Below are 16373 nucleotides of genomic sequence, written 5' to 3' on the forward strand. Positions count from 1 at the left end.
CGATCTGGGGTTCAGACCAGCGAGCGGATGTACAGGGCCAGGGCCACGACGATCCCCAACCCCACCGGATAAAGCAGGCAGCCGAAGTTGCGGACTAGGCTGCGCAGGCCTGCGGGGACGTCGTCTTTCTGGGTCATGTGCGAGCGGTAGCGAACCGTTGCCGTTCCCGACCACCGTCCGGGATGTCACGCGACGGCCTGTCGCAGATGCACATCGCCTTTGCGATCCAGAGGTGCCAGGGTCGGGGCCACTCACCGGGAGCGACCATCATGGGCCTGTTCGACTTTCTGAGCGGCGGTTCAAGGCCACCCGCCGACCGGAACCGGGCGACCACCTCCGCCCTGCGCGCCGCCCTGCTGGCCATCAACCGCGATACGGCCCCCTTTGTGATCCGCGACGGCGCGCCGGAACACTGCGACCTGGTCGCCGAATGGCGGATCGTCGATGCCGCCTGGTACGAAATCTTCGCCAAGGCCGGGATCAAGCGGGTCGTCGCCGTCCTGATGAAGTTCGACGAGGACTCCGGCCAGGTCCGGGCGGTCGATCGATCATACGAGGTCGAATGGCGCGCGGGCGTCCCCCAACTGACCCTGAGCGCCGAAGGGTTTCGTGGCCAGTCCTGGGAGATGAGCACCGAGACCGTCTACGCCTTCGACGAGAAGGACCTGCACTGGGGCAAGGTCTACAGCTATGTCTTCAAGACCGACGAGATCAAGAAACCCCTGATCGCGGCGGCCAGGGAAGCCGGCTGGGGCTGGCGCGGCGTGGCGTTCGGAAAGCTCTGATCGGTCAGGCCGGTGGGGGCACGACCGGCAAGGTCGCCAGCGAAGGCCGCTCGCCGGACTTCGACGCAGCCACGGCCTCCGCCGCCCGCATGACCCTCAGCACGTTCTCGCCCGCCAGCTTGCGGATGTCGTCCTCGGTCCAGCCCGCCTGCATCAGCGCGGCCAGGATGATCGGATAGGCGTCCACGCCCGTGATTCCGTCCGGCAGAGACGTGACGCCGTCAAAATCCCCGCCCAGGCCGACGTGATCGATGCCCGCCACGTCGCGCACATGCTGGATATGGGCGACCACATCGGCGATCGTTGCGTTCGGACGCGGATGCGCTTCGGCCCAGGCGGTCAGGCGCGGATCCGGCGGACCCTCGCTCGCCGACACGCCCAGCCGGGCCGCTTCGGCCTCCACCTGCTTGATCCATTCGCCCTGGGCCGCGCTGACGAAGCCCGGCACGAAGGTCACCATCACGACGCCCCCGTTCTCGGGAAGCATCGACAGGACGTTGTCGGGGACATTGCGCGGATGATCGGTCACCGCCCGTGCCGAGGAATGCGAAAAGATAACCGGCGCTTCCGACACGCGGATGGCGTCCAGCATGGTCTCTTCCGAGACGTGGGACAGGTCCACCAGCATCCCCAGCCGGTTCATTTCGCGCACCACGTCCTCGCCGAACGGCGACAGCCCGCCCCATTTCGGCGCGTCCGTGGCGCTGTCGGCCCAGGTCGTCGTTTTGGAGTGCGTCAGCGTCATGTAGCGCACACCCGCCTGATGGAATTCGCGCAATAACCCAAGCGAATCATCGATCGAATAGCCGCCCTCGATCCCAATCAGACTGGCGATCCTGCCCTCGCCATGGATGCGCACCACATCGTCGGCGGTGGTGGCCAGGGCGAACGTCTCGGGGTGGGCCGCGACGATACGGCGAACCGTGTCGATCTGCTCGAACGTCTCCTTGGCGGCCTCTACGGGTGCGAGCTCGGCGGGGACGTAGACCGACCAGAACTGACCCCCGACGCCCCCGGCCCTCAGGCGTGGAATGTCGGTATGCAGCTTGGTCGAACTCGCCAAATCGGTGGTCAGGTCCACCGCGTATGGGTCGTTGCCGTACTGCTCGCGCAACGCCCAAGGCAGGTCGTTGTGCCCGTCGATCAGCGGCGTCGTTTCCAGGATGCGACGCGCCGCCGCCGTGTCCTGGGCACCGGCAGGAAGGGCTAGCGCGAGCAGGGACACGGCGAGCAGGCAGGAACGGATCATGACGGCCTCTGGACAGTGGTTTCCGCGAACGTGCCCTCGCCCAACCGCCAGACAAAGTGACTTATTGTTCACGCCGCCTTCGCGCGACGGTCCAGGCCTAATGGGGCATAGTCGGGGCCACCGTGGTCGCTTCGGGCGCGGCCGTCGCCTGGGGGGCCTGCTGGCAGTTCCGCCCCGCCGACAGTCCGTTCAGATAGTACCAACGGTAGGCCAGGCTGCGGGCCTCGGCCTCCTTGCGTTCGCGGTCCTCACGGGTCATGGCGTCGGCCCCGGCCATGACCAGTCCCGCCCCCGGCACCAGCATGGCCACGCCGGATCGGGCGACGCTGCCCACCGACCGGATCAGGCCGCCCTCGGGCGCACCGCCCATGGCCTGGCTGAGCTGGGCAGCCTCCTCGCCGATCGCGGCACACGTCATGCCGGCATCATCCGGCTTCATGACGGCCGTCGGTTGGTCGGGCGCGGGCGTTGCGTCCTGAGCGAGGGCGCCCCCGGTGAAGGCGATTGAAAGGACGGCCGCGAGGGCCAGTGTGGAACAGCGCATGGTCATCTCCCTGCCCCCAGGTCACACTCGGAACGCCTCCACCTCGGCCGAAGTTGCGTCCGCCGGGCCAATGCCGCCTTGGCGCGCGCGGGCCAATCATGTCACGGTGCGCCACCTTCCATTTCCGCGCGAAATCTTCTTCATGCCCTCTGGACTTGCCGCCCTGCTGGACGATGTCGCCGGTATCGCCAAACTGGCCGCTGCGTCGCTGGACGATGTCGGGGCCGCGGCGGGCAAGGCCGGTGCCAAGGCCGCGGGCGTCGTCGTGGACGATACCGCCGTCACGCCGCGCTACGTCACCGGTCTGTCCCCTGCCCGCGAACTGCCGATCATCTGGAAGATCGCCCTGGGGTCGATCCGCAACAAACTGCTGATCCTGCTGCCCGCCGCCCTGATCCTCAGCGCCTTCGCGCCTTGGGCCATCACGCCTCTGCTGATGTGCGGCGGGGCCTATCTGTGTTTCGAGGGGGCGGAGAAACTGATGGAAGCCTTCGGCGGCGGGCATCACGAGGAGACCACCGAGGACCTCATCGACCCCGCAACGCTGGAGAAGACCAAGGTCGATGGCGCGATCCGCACCGACCTGATCCTGTCGGCCGAGATCATGGCGATCGCCCTCGCCGACGTGGCCGACAGCCCGATCCTGACGCAGGGGATCGTGCTGGCGCTGGTCGGGCTCGGCATCACCGTCGGGGTCTATGGCGTCGTCGGCCTGATCGTGAAGATGGACGACATCGGCCTGCATCTGGCCGAACGGAAATCCGCTGCCGTGCGCGGCCTGGGACGAGGATTGGTCAAGGGCATGCCGGTGGTGATGGATGCCATCTCGACCATCGGCACCGCCGCCATGCTGTGGGTCGGCGGCGGCATCCTGGTGCACGGCACCCACGAACTGGGCTTTGCCTGGCTGGACGACACCATCCATCACGCCTCGGTGGCTGCGGGTTCGGCATTGGCGTTCGCCGGTCCCGTCGTGTCCTGGCTGGTCACGGCCATCGGCTCGGCCATCGTTGGCGTCGCCGTGGGAGCAGTGCTGGCGGTGCTCGTTCATCAGATCGGCACGCTGCGTCGCAAACCCGCAGAGGCCGCGCACTGATCGGGTGACGCCGCCCGCGAACCGTGATTGAAATCCGGCCCATGAGCCAAGTTCCCCTGCCCGACGCCGACCCGCTGGATCTGAAGAAGACCGAAACCCGCGCCTGGTTCGAGGAACTGCGCAACCGCATCCATGCCCGGCTGGAGGCGCTGGAGGACGCGGCCCCCGCCGACCTGTTTCCCGGCGCGCCCGGCCGTTTCGTTCGCACCCCCTGGTCGCGGCACGAGGGTGGCGGCGGCGTCATGGGCATGATGCACGGCCGCCTGTTCGAAAAGGTCGGCGTCCACGTCTCCACCGTCCACGGTACCTTCCCGGCCGACTATGCGAAATCAGTGCCGGGCGCGGAGGAAGACCCCCGCTTCCATGCCACCGGCATCAGCCTGATCTGCCACCCGGTCAGCCCCAGGGTGCCGGCCGTGCACATGAACACCCGCTTCATCGCCACGACCAAGAGCTGGTTCGGCGGCGGGGCCGATCTGACGCCCGTGCTGGACGTCGAACGCACGCAGGACGCGCCCGACACGGTCGCCTTCCACGCCGGCATGCGTGCCCCTTGCGACGCCCACGACCCAGCCTGGTATCCGAAGTACAAACAGTGGTGCGACGAGTATTTCATGCTGCCGCACCGGAACGAGATGCGCGGCATCGGTGGCATCTTCTACGACCATCACGACAGCGGCGACTATGAGAAGGATTTCCAGTTCACCCGCGACGTCGGCATGGCCTTCATCGACACCTATGCCGCCATCGTCGAGCGCCGCATGACCGAGGCCTGGACCGGGGACGAACGCGAGGAACAGCTGATCCGCCGCGGCCGCTATGTGGAGTTCAACCTGCTCTACGACCGTGGCACGACCTTCGGCCTGAAGACTGGCGGCAACGTCGAATCCATCCTCAGTTCCATGCCGCCCGTGGTGAAGTGGCCCTAGGCCCTCAGGCCGCTTCTCGCCGGCCGTCACCCGACAGGGCATCGGTCATCGCCCCGAAAAGGCTGGCCAGGGTGATCGGCTTGGTTAGGTGACCGTTTGCACCGGCCGCCAGGCTCTGGGCCACATGCTCGGCCATGGCGTTGGCGGTCAGCATCAGGATCGGCGTCGGCGCCCGCCCGGCCGTCGCCTCGAACGCACGGATCGCGGCGGTGGCGCTCAGCCCGTCCATCACCGGCATCTGCATGTCCATCAACACCAGGTCGAAGTCGTCGGCCATGAAGGCGTCCAGCGCCTGACGCCCGTCCTCCACCGCGAACAGCTCCATCGCGGTCGCCGCCAGCATGATCTCGACCACCTTGCGGTTCGCCGGATGATCGTCGGCCAGCAGGATGCGCAGCGGCGTCCCGGCGATGTCGCCAGCCTCGCCCCCGCTCGTCACCGCCGCGACCGCCGCCGCCGCGACCGGCAGGTCGATCTCGAATCGGAACACCGCGCCTTCACCCGGCACACTGTCGCAATCCAGTTCGCCGCCCATCAAATCGACCAGGGCCGTGGAGATGGCCAGGCCCAGCCCCGTGCCGCCGAACCGGCGTGTGATCGATCCATCCGCCTGCTGGAAACGCTGGAAGATTCGAGCCTTCTGATCGGCGTCGAACCCGATGCCCGTGTCGCGCACGGCGAAGCCGATGCGCCCGTCGTTTGCCGCCGATACCGACAGGGTGACCGCGCCGGCCTCGGTGAACTTCAACGCGTTGGACACCAGGTTGGTCAGCACCTGACGCAGTCGAACCGCGTCGCCCTCGACGAACTTCGGCGCCTGGGGGTCCATGTCGAACACCAGGGCCACGCCCTTGTCCTCGGCCTTGGCTCGCCACATCAGGGCGATGTCGTTGACCGTGTGCTTCAGGTCGAACACCGTGGGCTCCAGTGTCACCTGACCGGCCTCGATCTTGGCGCTGTCCAGGATGTCGCTCAGCAGGCGCTCCAGCGTCGATCCCGACGACCGGATCAGATCGACCATCTGGTGCGCATTGCTGTCCAGCTCGCGGCGCGACAGGGCGTCGGCCATCGACACCACGCCGTTCAGCGGCGTCCGGATTTCGTGGCTCATATTGGCCAGGAACTCGGACTTGGCCCGGTTGGCTGATTCCGCCCGTTCCTGCGCGGCTTTCAGACGTCGCCCCTGACGCAGTTGCCACAGCAGGCCGGCGACGACGACGGCCAGCAGGATCACGCCGATCGCCATCACCATCCATTGTAGCCGGGTCTTGGCGCGCGCCATATCCAGCTGACCACGACGATCGGCCAGTTGCTGCTGCATGTCGCCCGTGACCTGGTGCACCCCTGCGGAAAAGGCCCGCGCGGCCGCTACGTCCTTGTCGGCCTCGAAGGCCTGCAACAGCGTGAAGGCTTCGCTCGAACGACCCTGCGCCTGCAGGATTTCGGCCTCGACCTCGCGCACGCGCGAACCTTGCCCAGCCTGGTCGTCCAGCGCGCGCAGACTGGCCAGATCACGTTGCGCCCCCGCGATGTCGCCCAGTCTCGCCCGCGCCTTGGCTCGCGACGGCAGGACGTCCAGCGCCAGGAAGGCGGCCTCCCCCAGGCTCTCGCCATAGGGCCGCAGACACGACAGCACGCCCGCCGAATTCCGGTCCGCATCGGCGACCAGGGCACACAGGGCCGCGTCGTACATCGCCAGCGTATGCAGGTCCGACTGGGTCGCAACCGCATGGTGCGCCGCCGCGAACATGCGCGCATGCGACAGATCACCCATGCGCACCGACATCTTCGTCAGGTTGTACAGGCTGTCGAAGTCGGGACGCGGATACGCGGGATTGGAATAATCGATCTCGAATTTGCGGAATGCGGCGGTCGCGCCCTGGACGTCGTCGATGTCCTTCAGGCCCATCCCGACCACTTCCCAGATCCCCGCCAGGGCGGTGGCGGCATAGGGGTCGGCCTCAGGGACCTCGGCCTGGGCGTGGGTCAGCAGTTGCAGTCCCTCGCCGATCCGGCCCTGATCCACCAGATAGATCGCCGCCAGTCGCGCCCCGTGAGCGCGAACGAACCAGTCACGACCGCTCCGGGCATAGACGTCCATCTGCGGCGCCACCGCGATCTCGCCCTTGTCATAACGAATGGCCAGGGCGTTCAGCGCCGCGACGTCGATGTAGCGCGCGTCCTTCTGCGCCACCGCGGCCTTGGCCAGTCGATCGTTCCACACGGCAGCGCGATCGAATTCGCCCTGGTTCAGGATCGTCCAGGTGACATGATACAGACGGTTCAGGCCCTCGCGATCGCGACGCATCGCAGCACGCTCGCCAAAAGCCTCCAGCGCGGTGAAACTGGTCGCCGCCGCGCGCTGCTCGACGAAGCGGGCCAGTCCTTCGGATTCCTCGGCCTGGGGCGCGACGGCTTCCGGGGCCGCTGCCTGGACCAAACCGGTCGAAAGCCCGGCCAGCGCCAAACACGCAACCGCCAGCAACACGCGGTACGAAGCCATGAAATCCCCGATGCCCAAGCCGGCATCTGACACCACAGAGATTGAATAACCGTTTCCGGCAGCGACCCATTGTCAGATGCCGCTGCCGTCGTCCTCGACTGGCGGCGGTGTCAGCATCAGGAAGGCGCGGATCCAGGCTGTCAGCACCGCGCGGTCGTTCGGCCGGCCCAGGCTGGCCACGGCTTCGTCGGCCAGGATATGGGGAATGCGGCTGCCGCGTCGGCTCTCGACCAGGGCCGCGGCGTATTCCGGCTGGAATTCCGGGTGGCACTGGAACGACATGGCCCCCATCGCGGCGTTGTCCCACGCCAGGCCGGCGAACGGCGTGAACGCGCTCGACGCGATCACGCGCGCCTCCGAAGGCACCGCGACCACCTGATCCTGATGCGACACGGGGATGGCGATGGAGCCGGCGCGGGGGAACATCCACGGCTCGTGGACCAGCACCTCATAACGATGCAGACCGATGCCCCAGCCCTTGTTCGACTTCTCGACTCGCCCGCCAAAGGCCTGCGCCATCGCCTGATGCCCGAAACAGATACCGACCAATCGGGTCCGCCCGCGCGCCCGCCTCAGCCAATCCATCAGAGGTTCGATCCACGGCAGGTCGTCGTAGACCCCGGCCGCCGACCCCGTGACGATCGCGCCCTGAAAGGCTTCGGGATCATCCGGCAATCGTGCCGCCTGCACATCGAACCGCACCGTCGCCACGCCTTCGCCCAGCAGGGCCCGAAACCGCGCCGGATAGTCGTCGAAGGCGTCGGCCAGGCTCTCGGGCGGCTTGCCGGTTTCCAGGATCGCGATGGGTTTCATGGTGGCATAGGGACCCGAACTCGGATGGCGGGACAAGATCAATCGCGCTAGACCGCGCGCCATGTCCGATGCCGTCACCCTGAACGACGCCGATGCCGTGCCGGTTGTGCTGATCAATGTGTTCAAGGTGCAGCCCGACCGGCAGGATGACCTGATCGAATTGCTCACCGCCATGACGCGGGCCCAGGTCGGTCTGCCCGGCTTCGTTTCCGCCACCCTGCACCGGGGACTGAACGGAAAGACCGTCGCCAATCACGCCGTCTGGCGCTCGGTCGCGGACTGGAAGGCCATGACGCGCAATCCCGCCGTCGCGGCCGCCATGAGCCCCATCATGGCCATCGCCACCTTCGAGCCGTACCTCTACGAGGCGGGCGAGGTCATCGAATAGGACACGATCAGCTCCGCCAGACCTCGGCCCTGCCTCCGGCCTCGCCCAGCATGGCTGCAACCCAGCCACAGATCTCGGCCGCCGCCGCGTCCGCTCCGTCCGGCGGATTGACCACCACCATGGCGCATCCATTCATCTTCATCGGATTGGACAGAGGTCGTAATCGCGCCTCGGCCACCAGGGCCGGAGCCGTCGTCCCCTCCGCCAGCCGGCGAAGAAAACCGTCGAACGTCTCCAGATCCTTCAGCGGCGTCCAGATCGCCACCACCGCCTCCGGATCGGCCTTCATGATCGCCGCTGCGGTATCCGCCGCCCGCAGATAGTCGTCTGGTCGCTCGAACGGCGGATCGATCAGGACCAGCGGGGCTCGCGTCTGCTTCGCCTCCGCCCGGACCAGATCGTATCCGTCCCCGATCTCGCCCCGCGCCTGGGCGAACCCGGACAGGCTTTCGCGCAGCAACCCGGCCACCTCCTCGCGCAGTTCGAACCCGACATAGGCGTCGTCGGCACCCAGAGCCCGGGCGATCAGCACAGGAGACCCCGGATAGAAGCGCACGCCGCCGTCCGGGTTCAGCTCCTCCACGGCCTTGGCCAGCCCCTCGATCAACGGCGGCCGGTTCGCCGCCGCCATCAGCCGCGCGATCCCGGCTTCCGCCTCGCGCGACCGGGTCGCGTCGCCGGTCAGGTCGTACAGCCCCGCTCCCGCATGGGTATCCAGCACCACCACCGGCCCGCGCCGCTGCCTTTCCGCCAGCAGCCACAGCACCAGGGCGTGCTTGACCAGGTCGGCGAAGTTCCCGGCGTGAAAGCTGTGGCGATAGTTCATCGCTCCTGCGTCACCTTGGACACCGTCCGGGTCAAGAGGAACCGTGCGGTCAGACGCGACGTTAGCCAATTCCTGTATCCGCGGATGACCCATGGCCACCTCGACCTTCACCGAAAACCAGCGCACGCCCGCCGCCTCGGTGGCCAAGGAGGCCGAAAAGGGTCTGACGCTGCGCGAGGCGCATGGCCGGGGCGGCACCGAGGTCGGCGTTCGCCGTGCTCATCAGCTGAAGAACCGCGAAGCCGTCAGCGATCGCGACATCAAGTCGATGTATTCCTATTTCGCCCGCCACAAGGTGGACAAGCGGGGCAGGAACTGGGCCGACAAGGACAAGCCCTCGGCGGGCTACATCGCCTGGCTTCTTTGGGGTGGCGAGGCGGGCAAGGCCTGGGTCGATCGCCTCCACGCCAAGCTCGACAAGGCCGCCTGATGGCCGACGGCAGCCACGCCTTCGTCGCCGAGCATGAGGTGCCAAAGGGCCTGACCTACTGCAGCGACGCTCATCCAGGGCTGACGCGGGTCCGATCCGGCAAGGGATTTTCCATCCGCGACGCCGACGGCAAGGTGGTCAGGGACAAGGCCGTTCTGGACCGCATCCGCATGCTGGCCATCCCGCCGGCCTGGACGGACGTCTGGATCTGCCCGCGCGCCACGGGTCATATTCAGGCCACCGGCCGCGACGTGAAGGGGCGCAAGCAGTACCGCTATCATGACGACTGGAGCACCCACCGGTCGGGCAACAAGTTCGACAAGATGTCGGCCTTCGCCAAGGCCCTGCCGAAACTGCGCGCGCAGGTCGAGCATGATCTCGGCACCAGGGGCCCGACGCGCGCCAAGGTCCTGGCCACGGCGGTGCGACTTCTGGAGATCACCCTCATCCGCGTCGGCAATGCCCAGTATGCCAGGCAGAACCGCAGCTATGGCCTGACCACGCTGAACAAGCGGCATTTGGACGTCGACGGCACCGCCCTCAGTTTCGCCTTCCGCGGAAAGAGCGGCGTCGATCACAAGGTCAGCGTTCGGGATCGCCGCCTGGCCACTGTCGTCCGGTCCCTGCGCGAGTTGCCGGGTCAGCAGCTGTTCAAATACCGCGACGCCGACGGTGTCCTGCATCCGATCGATTCCGACGATGTGAACGCCTACATCCGCGCGGCCATGGGCGATGAGTTCTCGGCCAAGGACTTCCGCACCTGGGCGGGCACGGTCTCGGCGGCGCGAGCGCTGCGGGATATGGAGCCGCCCACCTCGCCCACCGACGCCAGGCGCAAGATCGTGCGGTGCTGCAAGGCGGTCAGCGGACTGCTCGGCAATACCCCGACCGTGTGCCGATCGTCCTATGTCCACCCTCAAGTGTTCGAACTGTTCGAGACGGGTCGGATCGCCGACGCCCTGCCCGGACCAGACGCCAAGAGCTTCGAGCCCGCGCTGATCAAACTGCTGAAGGCCTAGCTGTCGATCCAGTGGCGGCGGCTGCCCGGACTGACCGGGCGCCCCGCCTCGTCGTCCCGCATAAGAACGATGCGGCGAAAGTCGTCGGCCTCACCCGGCCCGCGCAGCAGACGCAGCGACTGGATGATCCGCGTGATCCGCAGGTGGTTGTGATCGTGCGACACCAGCCAGTGATCGTTGCGCTGATAAAAGTGGGCCATCCGGTCCGTCGCCGCCGCCAGGGCGATCTGGGCCAGCCCCGAGGCATGGATCGCCTCCACGTCCTCGCCCGACAGCACCGGCGCGTTGCGGTTGGCCCCGGACGGCGCGTCCAGCGGGAACAGCCACTGGATGAAGTCGTGGATGCGCTCGATGTCGGCGTCGCTCATCGCCACGACCTCGAACACCGTCCGGCCTGCGCCGTCTCTTCCCGCGCCTTTCAGGAAATCGACGATCGCGCTCATTCAGCCCCTAGGCCGTCACGCAGCCTTGTCCCAGTCCAGGATGACCTTGCCGGACTGACCCGACTTCATGGCGTCGAATCCCTCGCGGTAGCGGTCGTAAGCCAGACGGTGCGTGATCAGGGGCTCCAGGTCCAGCCCCGCCTTCAGCAGGCCCAGCATCTTCCTCCAGGTCGTGAACATCTCGCGGCCATAGACGCCCTTGATCGTCAGCGCCTTCAGGATGATCGCGCCCCAGTCCGTCTCCATCGGCCTGGACGGAATGCCCAGCAGCGCCATGCCGCCACCCATGATCAGGGTGTCGACGCACTGCCTGAAGGCGATCGGCGATCCGGACATCTCCAGCGCCACGTCGAAGCCGACCTTCAGGCCCAGCTCCTTCATCACGTCGCGCAGGTCCTCCTTCGTCGTGTTCACGGTCCGCACGCCCGGCGCGACCTTCTGGGCCAGATCCAGCCGGAAGTCGTTGATGTCGGTCAGCACCACGGTCCGGGCGCCGGCATGCCGCGCCACGGCCGCCGCCATCATGCCGATCGGACCCGCGCCGGTGACCAGCACATCCTCACCCAGCAGGTCAAACTGCTGGGCCGTGTGCACCGCATTGCCGAACGGATCCAGCATGGACGCGACCTCGTAGGACACGTCGTCGGGCAGTTCGATCACGTTGAAGGCCGGGGCCACGACGAACTCGGCGAAGGCCCCCTGGCGGTTCACGCCGATGCCGCGCGTGTGCGGATCCAGGTGGAAGTGGCCCGCCCGCGCCGCCTCGGAGTTCAGGTCGATGACATGGCCCTCGGCCGAGACCCGCTGGCCGATCTTCAGCGGCCGGTTCACGTCTGATCCGATCGCCACGATCTCGCCGCTGAACTCATGGCCCGTGATCATGGGCGTCGGCACATTCTTCTGGGACCACTCGTCCCAGTTCCAGATGTGGATGTCGGTGCCGCAGACGGCCGTGCGATGCACGCGGATCAGCACGTCCTCCGGCCCCGCCACGGGGATCGGCGCGTCGATCAGCTCCAGCCCAACCTCGGGCCGCATCTTGGCCAGGGCCTTCATGGTGTCGGTCATTATTTGATCACTCCCAGTTCCTTGCCGGCCGTCGTGAACGCCGCGACCGCTTGATCGATATGGTCAAAAGTATGCGCCGCCGACATCTGCGTCCGGATACGCGCCGCGCCTCGCGGCACCACCGGGAAGCTGAAGCCGATGACGTAGACGCCGAGCTCCAGCATCCGCGCCGCCATCGTCTGCGCCAGCTTGGCGTCGCCCAGCATGACCGGAACGATCGGATGCTGACCCGGCAGCAGGTCGAATCCCGCCTCGGTCATCGCACCCCGGAAACGGGCGGCGTTGGCGGTCAACTGCGCGCGCAGCGTGTCGCCTTCGGACCCCTGCGCGATCCGGATGGCCTCCAGCGAGGCGCCGCACACACCCGGAGCCAGGGCATTCGAAAACAGATACGGCCGCGCCCGCTGCTTCAGCAGCTGCACCACCTCGGCCGTCGCGCAGATGAAGCCACCCATGGCCCCGCCCAGCGCCTTGCCGAAGGTGCCGGTGACGAAGTCGACCTTCACGCCGTGGTGCGCATAGGAGCCCCGCCCCTGAGGTCCCAGAAAGCCGGTCGCGTGGCAGTCGTCGACCATGACCAGCGCGCCGTGGCGGTCGGCCAGCACCCGGATTTCGCCCAGTTTTGCGATGTAGCCGTCCATCGAGAAGGCGCCGTCGGTGGCGATGACGATGTCGCGCGCCCCATCCGCCCGCGCCTGCTTAAGCTGGGCCTCCAGATCGGCCATGTCGGAGTTCGCGAACCGGTACCGCTTGGCCTTGCACAGCCGCACCCCGTCGATGATCGAGGCATGGTTCAGGCTGTCGGAAACAATGGCGTCCTCTGCCCCGAACAGCGGCTCGAACAGACCGCCGTTGGCATCGAAGGCGGCGGCGAACAGGATCGAATCCTCGAACCCCAGATAGTCCGCGATCGCCCGTTCCAGTTCCTTGTGGATATCCAGGGTGCCGCAGATGAAGCGTACCGAGGCCGTGCCCGCCCCGCGCTTTTCCGTCGCCGCATTGGCCGCCGCGACCACCCGGTCGTCGCCACCCAGACCCAGGTAGTTGTTGGCACAGAAGTTCAACACCCGCTTGCCGCCCACCTCGATCACCGGCCCCTGCCGGGACTGGATGACCCGCTCGGGCTTGGTCAGCCCCTGGGCGTCGATGTCGGAAAGCTCGGCCGCGATACGGTCGTGAAAGGTCGCTGTCTGCATCGGCGGGTCATACCCCCTCCCCCCGACCGGGGAAAGCCGTCAGGTCGTCGCCGAGGCCGGGATCGGCGCCGGCGCATCCGCCGGATCGGCGGAGGACCGGTAGGGATTGACCCGAATGCGCGCCCCGCACGGCTGGAACGCCATGGCCAGCGTCAACGGCGTCGGGCTGCCCGCGATCCGCACGGCCAGTTGCGCGACCGACGGACAGGTCGTCTGTCCCGCGCTCTCGTCTGGCACCACCGTCCAGGCCACGTCGAAATAGGCGCGGCCGTTCATGGGAATTGTCACGGGCGTCGCCGTATTCGGGTTCTGATCGACGCGAAGGCTGGTGATCGGCCGACCCCGCGTATCCAGCAGGCTGAGGGCGGGATAGCCGGACAGGCCGCAGGCGGCGGGACCCGTGTTCAGCACGCTGACGATACCCACCCGATTCCCCGCGCCCGCATCACCACCCGCCGCGCCCAGCCGCAGGTTCGCCGCCTGACACGGCGTCGCCGCCGGAAGCACGCCACCCGGTGCGGGCTGAGGTTGCTGCGACGGTCCCGGCACCGGCAGATCGGGATTGGCCGACGGGCGGCTGCACCGCTCCAGCACGGCGACGCCGACGTCGTCGTTCGGTCCCAGCCGGCTCAGGGTCGCGCTTTCGGTCCCGTCTCGCGTGGCCAGCCACCACTCGAGGCCCGACCCCGTGTAGCGGGCACCACTGCCCGACTGGACCAGCCGCAGGGCATAGGTCTGGCCCTTGTAGGTGACCTGGGCCGTCGCGCTGTCGGGATACTGCAGGCTGACCGTCTGGCCGCTTTCGCAGGCGTAGCCGATCGACGGCGCGCTCGGGGTGGCGGCGGTCGGCGGTGCCGTCACAGGGGTTGCCGGCTCGACCGGCTCCTCGGGCTTGTTGCACGCCGACAGGGCCAGAGCGCCCATCAGACCAAAGGCGACGAAACGATGTGCAGACATGACGATCCCCGATGAAGTCTGAAGGTTAACGTGGCCAGGCGACAAAAGCTCCACCATACAGCCGGGAAGATCGCTTGTTGGCACCCGGCGCCAGCCGCTAGGTTGACGCCAGGAGACCCAGCATGAACGACCGCGACCTGTATCCCGTTTCCCCCGACTGGGCGAAGCGCGCGCACATGGACGCGGCCGGGTATGACGCCGCCAGGGTCGCGGCGCGCGAGACGCCGGACGCCTTCTGGGCTGAACAGGCGAAACGGCTGGACTGGATCACCCCGCCCACGATCATCAAGGACGTCTCGTTCGACAGGTCCGACTTCCGCATCCGCTGGTTCGCCGACGGGGTGCTGAACGTCTGTTTCAACTGCGTCGACCGCCACCTGCCCGAACGCGCCGACCAGACCGCCATCCTCTGGGAGGGCGACGACCCGGCCCAGTCCGGCCACCTGACCTATGCCGAGCTGCACCGCGAGGTGTGTCGCATGGCCAATGTGCTCAAAGGCCTGGGCGTCGTGAAGGGCGACCGCGTGACGATCTATCTGCCGATGATCCCGGCCGCGGCGGTCGCCATGCTGGCCTGCGCCCGCATCGGCGCGATCCATTCGGTGGTCTTCGGCGGCTTCAGCCCCGACAGCATCGCCGGCCGGATCGAGGACTGCGGATCGAAGTTCGTCATCACCGCCGATGAAGGCCTGCGCGCCGGCAAGCGCATCCCGCTGAAGGCCAATGTCGATGCGGCGCTCGAGAAGGTGTCCGGCGTCGAGACCGTCCTGGTCATCAGCCACACCAACGCCGACGTGCCCATGACACCGGGCCGCGATGTCCGCTACGGCGAAGCAAAGCACGGCGTCTCCGACGACTGTCCGTGCGAGCCCATGAACGCCGAGGATCCGCTGTTCATCCTCTACACCTCAGGCTCGACCGGAAAGCCAAAGGGGGTGCTGCACACCACCGGCGGCTATCTGTTCTGGGTCAGCTATACCCACGAGCTGGTCTTCGACTATCGGCCCGGCGAGGTCTTCTGGTGCACGGCCGACGTCGGCTGGGTCACCGGCCACAGCTACGTCGTCTATGGCGCTCTGGCCAATGCGGCGACGACCCTGATGTTCGAGGGGGTGCCCAACCACCCCGACAACCGCCGCTTCTGGCAGGTGGTGGACAAGCACAAGGTCGAGATTTTCTACACCGCCCCCACGGCGCTCAGGGCCCTGATGCGCGACGGCGACGAACCCGTGAAATCATCGAGCCGCAAGAGCCTGCGGCTGCTCGGCACGGTCGGCGAACCCATCAACCCCGAGGCCTGGCGCTGGTATCACGAGGTGGTCGGCGAGGGCCGCCTGCCGATCATCGACACCTGGTGGCAGACCGAGACCGGCGGCGCCCTGATCGCCCCCTTGCCCGGCGCGACCGACCTGAAGCCCGGCTCGGCGACCAAACCCCTGCCCGGCGTGGAGCTGGAACTGGTCGATGCCGAAGGTGTCGTGCTGGAAGGCGCGGCGTCCGGCAACCTGTGCATCACCGACAGCTGGCCCGGCCAGATGCGGACCGTCTGGGGCGACCACCAGCGTTTCTTCGACACCTATTTCTCGACCTATCCCGGCAAGTATTTCACCGGGGACGGCTGCCGCCGCGACGAGGACGGCTATTACTGGATCACCGGCCGGGTCGACGACGTCATCAACGTCTCGGGCCACCGGATGGGCACGGCCGAGGTCGAGTCAGCGCTGGTCCTGCATGACGACGTGGCCGAGGCGGCCGTGGTCGGCTTTCCCCACGACATCAAGGGCCAGGGCATCTATGCCTATGTCACGCTGAACGCCGGTGTCGAGGCGACCGACGACCTCAAGACGTCTCTCGTCGCCCATGTCCGAAAGGAGATCGGCCCCATCGCCGCGCCCGACGTCATCCAGTGGGCCCCCGGCCTGCCAAAGACCCGGTCGGGCAAGATCATGCGCCGGATCCTCCGCAAGATCGCCGAGAACGACCTGGGCTCCCTCGGCGACACCTCGACCCTGGCCGATCCGGCCGTGGTGGATGATCTGGTGAAGAACCGGGCCGGCTGACGCGTTGAACTTTTCGCGATGGGCCGGAACGCCCGGTCGGCGTCGTGCTTGCTAGGTGAGGCGCAGA

Annotated in this window: 17 protein-coding genes; 7 read left to right on the top strand and 10 right to left on the bottom strand. The window is 67.4% G+C overall.

Annotation, left to right across the window (positions count from 1 at the left end; translation table 11 throughout):
* Positions 1–11: 11 nt before the first annotated feature.
* Complete coding sequence (locus AC1DW4_RS13790; RefSeq protein WP_477017830.1) at positions 12–137, bottom strand: hypothetical protein; 126 nt, start codon at positions 135–137, stop codon at positions 12–14.
* 45 nt (positions 138–182) lie between these two features.
* Between AC1DW4_RS13790 and AC1DW4_RS13795 the strand changes: the two genes are divergently transcribed.
* The gene (locus AC1DW4_RS13795) at positions 183–785 is read left to right on the top strand and encodes a hypothetical protein (RefSeq protein WP_477017831.1); all 603 of its coding nucleotides are present in this window, start codon (positions 183–185) and stop codon (positions 783–785) included.
* A 4-nt stretch (positions 786–789) separates the two neighbouring features.
* On the opposite strand, the gene AC1DW4_RS13800 is transcribed toward AC1DW4_RS13795, so the two are convergent.
* Together AC1DW4_RS13800 and AC1DW4_RS13805 are read right to left on the bottom strand one after the other, a co-directional pair.
* Positions 790–2034, bottom strand: a complete 1245-nt coding sequence (locus AC1DW4_RS13800) for a dipeptidase (protein WP_477017832.1) — start codon at positions 2032–2034, stop codon at positions 790–792.
* A gap of 97 nt (positions 2035–2131) precedes the next feature.
* Positions 2132–2578: a hypothetical protein gene (locus AC1DW4_RS13805; RefSeq protein ID WP_477017833.1), complete on the bottom strand. Its 447-nt coding sequence runs from the start codon at positions 2576–2578 to the stop codon at positions 2132–2134.
* A gap of 142 nt (positions 2579–2720) precedes the next feature.
* Here AC1DW4_RS13805 and AC1DW4_RS13810 point away from each other — a divergent pair, with 142 nt between their 5' ends.
* Positions 2721–3674, top strand: coding sequence for a DUF808 domain-containing protein (locus AC1DW4_RS13810; protein WP_477017834.1), 954 nt, complete (start codon positions 2721–2723; stop codon positions 3672–3674).
* Between the two features lie 41 nt (positions 3675–3715).
* Complete coding sequence (hemF, locus tag AC1DW4_RS13815; RefSeq protein WP_477017835.1) at positions 3716–4603, top strand: oxygen-dependent coproporphyrinogen oxidase; 888 nt, start codon at positions 3716–3718, stop codon at positions 4601–4603.
* Positions 4604–4607: 4 nt separating this feature from the next.
* Here hemF and AC1DW4_RS13820 read toward each other — a convergent pair whose 3' ends face one another.
* The gene (locus AC1DW4_RS13820) at positions 4608–7106 is read right to left on the bottom strand and encodes an ATP-binding protein (protein WP_477017836.1); all 2499 of its coding nucleotides are present in this window, start codon (positions 7104–7106) and stop codon (positions 4608–4610) included.
* Positions 7107–7178: 72 nt separating this feature from the next.
* Positions 7179–7919, bottom strand: coding sequence for a type 1 glutamine amidotransferase (locus tag AC1DW4_RS13825; protein WP_477017837.1), 741 nt, complete (start codon positions 7917–7919; stop codon positions 7179–7181).
* 61 nt (positions 7920–7980) lie between these two features.
* On the opposite strand from AC1DW4_RS13825, the gene AC1DW4_RS13830 reads away from it, so the two are divergent.
* Complete coding sequence (locus AC1DW4_RS13830; RefSeq protein WP_477017838.1) at positions 7981–8307, top strand: antibiotic biosynthesis monooxygenase family protein; 327 nt, start codon at positions 7981–7983, stop codon at positions 8305–8307.
* Between the two features lie 7 nt (positions 8308–8314).
* On the opposite strand, the gene rlmJ is transcribed toward AC1DW4_RS13830, so the two are convergent.
* Positions 8315–9133 carry a 23S rRNA (adenine(2030)-N(6))-methyltransferase RlmJ gene (gene rlmJ, locus AC1DW4_RS13835; protein ID WP_477017839.1) on the bottom strand — a complete coding sequence of 273 codons (819 nt, stop codon included), beginning with the start codon at positions 9131–9133 and terminating at the stop codon, positions 8315–8317.
* A gap of 91 nt (positions 9134–9224) precedes the next feature.
* Here rlmJ and AC1DW4_RS13840 point away from each other — a divergent pair, with 91 nt between their 5' ends.
* Together AC1DW4_RS13840 and AC1DW4_RS13845 are read left to right on the top strand one after the other, a co-directional pair.
* Positions 9225–9563 carry a hypothetical protein gene (locus AC1DW4_RS13840; RefSeq protein ID WP_477017840.1) on the top strand — a complete coding sequence of 113 codons (339 nt, stop codon included), beginning with the start codon at positions 9225–9227 and terminating at the stop codon, positions 9561–9563.
* Positions 9563–10582 (top strand): DNA topoisomerase IB, encoded by a 1020-nt coding sequence (locus AC1DW4_RS13845; protein ID WP_477017841.1) that lies wholly within the window; start codon positions 9563–9565, stop codon positions 10580–10582. The genes AC1DW4_RS13840 and AC1DW4_RS13845 overlap by 1 nt, the downstream gene beginning before the upstream one ends.
* Here AC1DW4_RS13845 and AC1DW4_RS13850 read toward each other — a convergent pair.
* The 4 genes from AC1DW4_RS13850 to AC1DW4_RS13865 are packed head-to-tail and all read right to left on the bottom strand — an operon-like array spanning position 10579 to position 14246.
* Complete coding sequence (locus tag AC1DW4_RS13850; protein WP_477017842.1) at positions 10579–11025, bottom strand: opioid growth factor receptor-related protein; 447 nt, start codon at positions 11023–11025, stop codon at positions 10579–10581. The genes AC1DW4_RS13845 and AC1DW4_RS13850 overlap by 4 nt on opposite strands.
* 15 nt (positions 11026–11040) lie before the next feature.
* Positions 11041–12093, bottom strand: a complete 1053-nt coding sequence (gene tdh / locus AC1DW4_RS13855) for an L-threonine 3-dehydrogenase (RefSeq protein WP_477017843.1) — start codon at positions 12091–12093, stop codon at positions 11041–11043.
* A complete protein-coding gene (locus tag AC1DW4_RS13860) occupies positions 12093–13289 on the bottom strand; it encodes a glycine C-acetyltransferase (protein WP_477017844.1) in 1197 nt (398 codons plus the stop codon). The genes tdh and AC1DW4_RS13860 overlap by 1 nt, the downstream gene beginning before the upstream one ends.
* Before the next feature lie 39 nt (positions 13290–13328).
* Complete coding sequence (locus AC1DW4_RS13865) at positions 13329–14246, bottom strand: DUF4232 domain-containing protein (RefSeq protein WP_477017845.1); 918 nt, start codon at positions 14244–14246, stop codon at positions 13329–13331.
* Positions 14247–14368: 122 nt separating this feature from the next.
* Here AC1DW4_RS13865 and acs point away from each other — a divergent pair, with 122 nt between their 5' ends.
* The gene (gene acs / locus AC1DW4_RS13870) at positions 14369–16306 is read left to right on the top strand and encodes an acetate--CoA ligase (RefSeq protein WP_477017846.1); all 1938 of its coding nucleotides are present in this window, start codon (positions 14369–14371) and stop codon (positions 16304–16306) included.
* Positions 16307–16373 lie beyond the last annotated feature (67 nt).

It is taken from the genome of Brevundimonas sp. P2_A6 (genome assembly GCF_056404975.1).

Excerpts from the sequence above, each read along its gene's own strand:
- AC1DW4_RS13800 (WP_477017832.1), bottom strand. The coding sequence starts at position 2,034 with ATGATCCGTTCCTGCCTGCTCGCCGTGTCCCTGCTCGCGCTAGCCCTT.
- AC1DW4_RS13845 (WP_477017841.1), top strand. The coding sequence starts at position 9,563 with ATGGCCGACGGCAGCCACGCCTTCGTCGCCGAGCATGAGGTGCCAAAG.
- hemF (WP_477017835.1), top strand. The coding sequence starts at position 3,716 with ATGAGCCAAGTTCCCCTGCCCGACGCCGACCCGCTGGATCTGAAGAAG.
- AC1DW4_RS13840 (WP_477017840.1), top strand. The coding sequence starts at position 9,225 with ATGGCCACCTCGACCTTCACCGAAAACCAGCGCACGCCCGCCGCCTCG.
- rlmJ (WP_477017839.1), bottom strand. The coding sequence starts at position 9,133 with ATGAACTATCGCCACAGCTTTCACGCCGGGAACTTCGCCGACCTGGTC.
- AC1DW4_RS13810 (WP_477017834.1), top strand. The coding sequence starts at position 2,721 with ATGCCCTCTGGACTTGCCGCCCTGCTGGACGATGTCGCCGGTATCGCC.
- AC1DW4_RS13805 (WP_477017833.1), bottom strand. The coding sequence starts at position 2,578 with ATGCGCTGTTCCACACTGGCCCTCGCGGCCGTCCTTTCAATCGCCTTC.
- tdh (WP_477017843.1), bottom strand. The coding sequence starts at position 12,093 with ATGACCGACACCATGAAGGCCCTGGCCAAGATGCGGCCCGAGGTTGGG.
- AC1DW4_RS13830 (WP_477017838.1), top strand. The coding sequence starts at position 7,981 with ATGTCCGATGCCGTCACCCTGAACGACGCCGATGCCGTGCCGGTTGTG.
- AC1DW4_RS13795 (WP_477017831.1), top strand. The coding sequence starts at position 183 with ATGTCACGCGACGGCCTGTCGCAGATGCACATCGCCTTTGCGATCCAG.
- AC1DW4_RS13820 (WP_477017836.1), bottom strand. The coding sequence starts at position 7,106 with ATGGCTTCGTACCGCGTGTTGCTGGCGGTTGCGTGTTTGGCGCTGGCC.
- acs (WP_477017846.1), top strand. The coding sequence starts at position 14,369 with ATGAACGACCGCGACCTGTATCCCGTTTCCCCCGACTGGGCGAAGCGC.
- AC1DW4_RS13825 (WP_477017837.1), bottom strand. The coding sequence starts at position 7,919 with ATGAAACCCATCGCGATCCTGGAAACCGGCAAGCCGCCCGAGAGCCTG.
- AC1DW4_RS13865 (WP_477017845.1), bottom strand. The coding sequence starts at position 14,246 with ATGTCTGCACATCGTTTCGTCGCCTTTGGTCTGATGGGCGCTCTGGCC.
- AC1DW4_RS13860 (WP_477017844.1), bottom strand. The coding sequence starts at position 13,289 with ATGCAGACAGCGACCTTTCACGACCGTATCGCGGCCGAGCTTTCCGAC.
- AC1DW4_RS13790 (WP_477017830.1), bottom strand. The coding sequence starts at position 137 with ATGACCCAGAAAGACGACGTCCCCGCAGGCCTGCGCAGCCTAGTCCGC.
- AC1DW4_RS13850 (WP_477017842.1), bottom strand. The coding sequence starts at position 11,025 with ATGAGCGCGATCGTCGATTTCCTGAAAGGCGCGGGAAGAGACGGCGCA.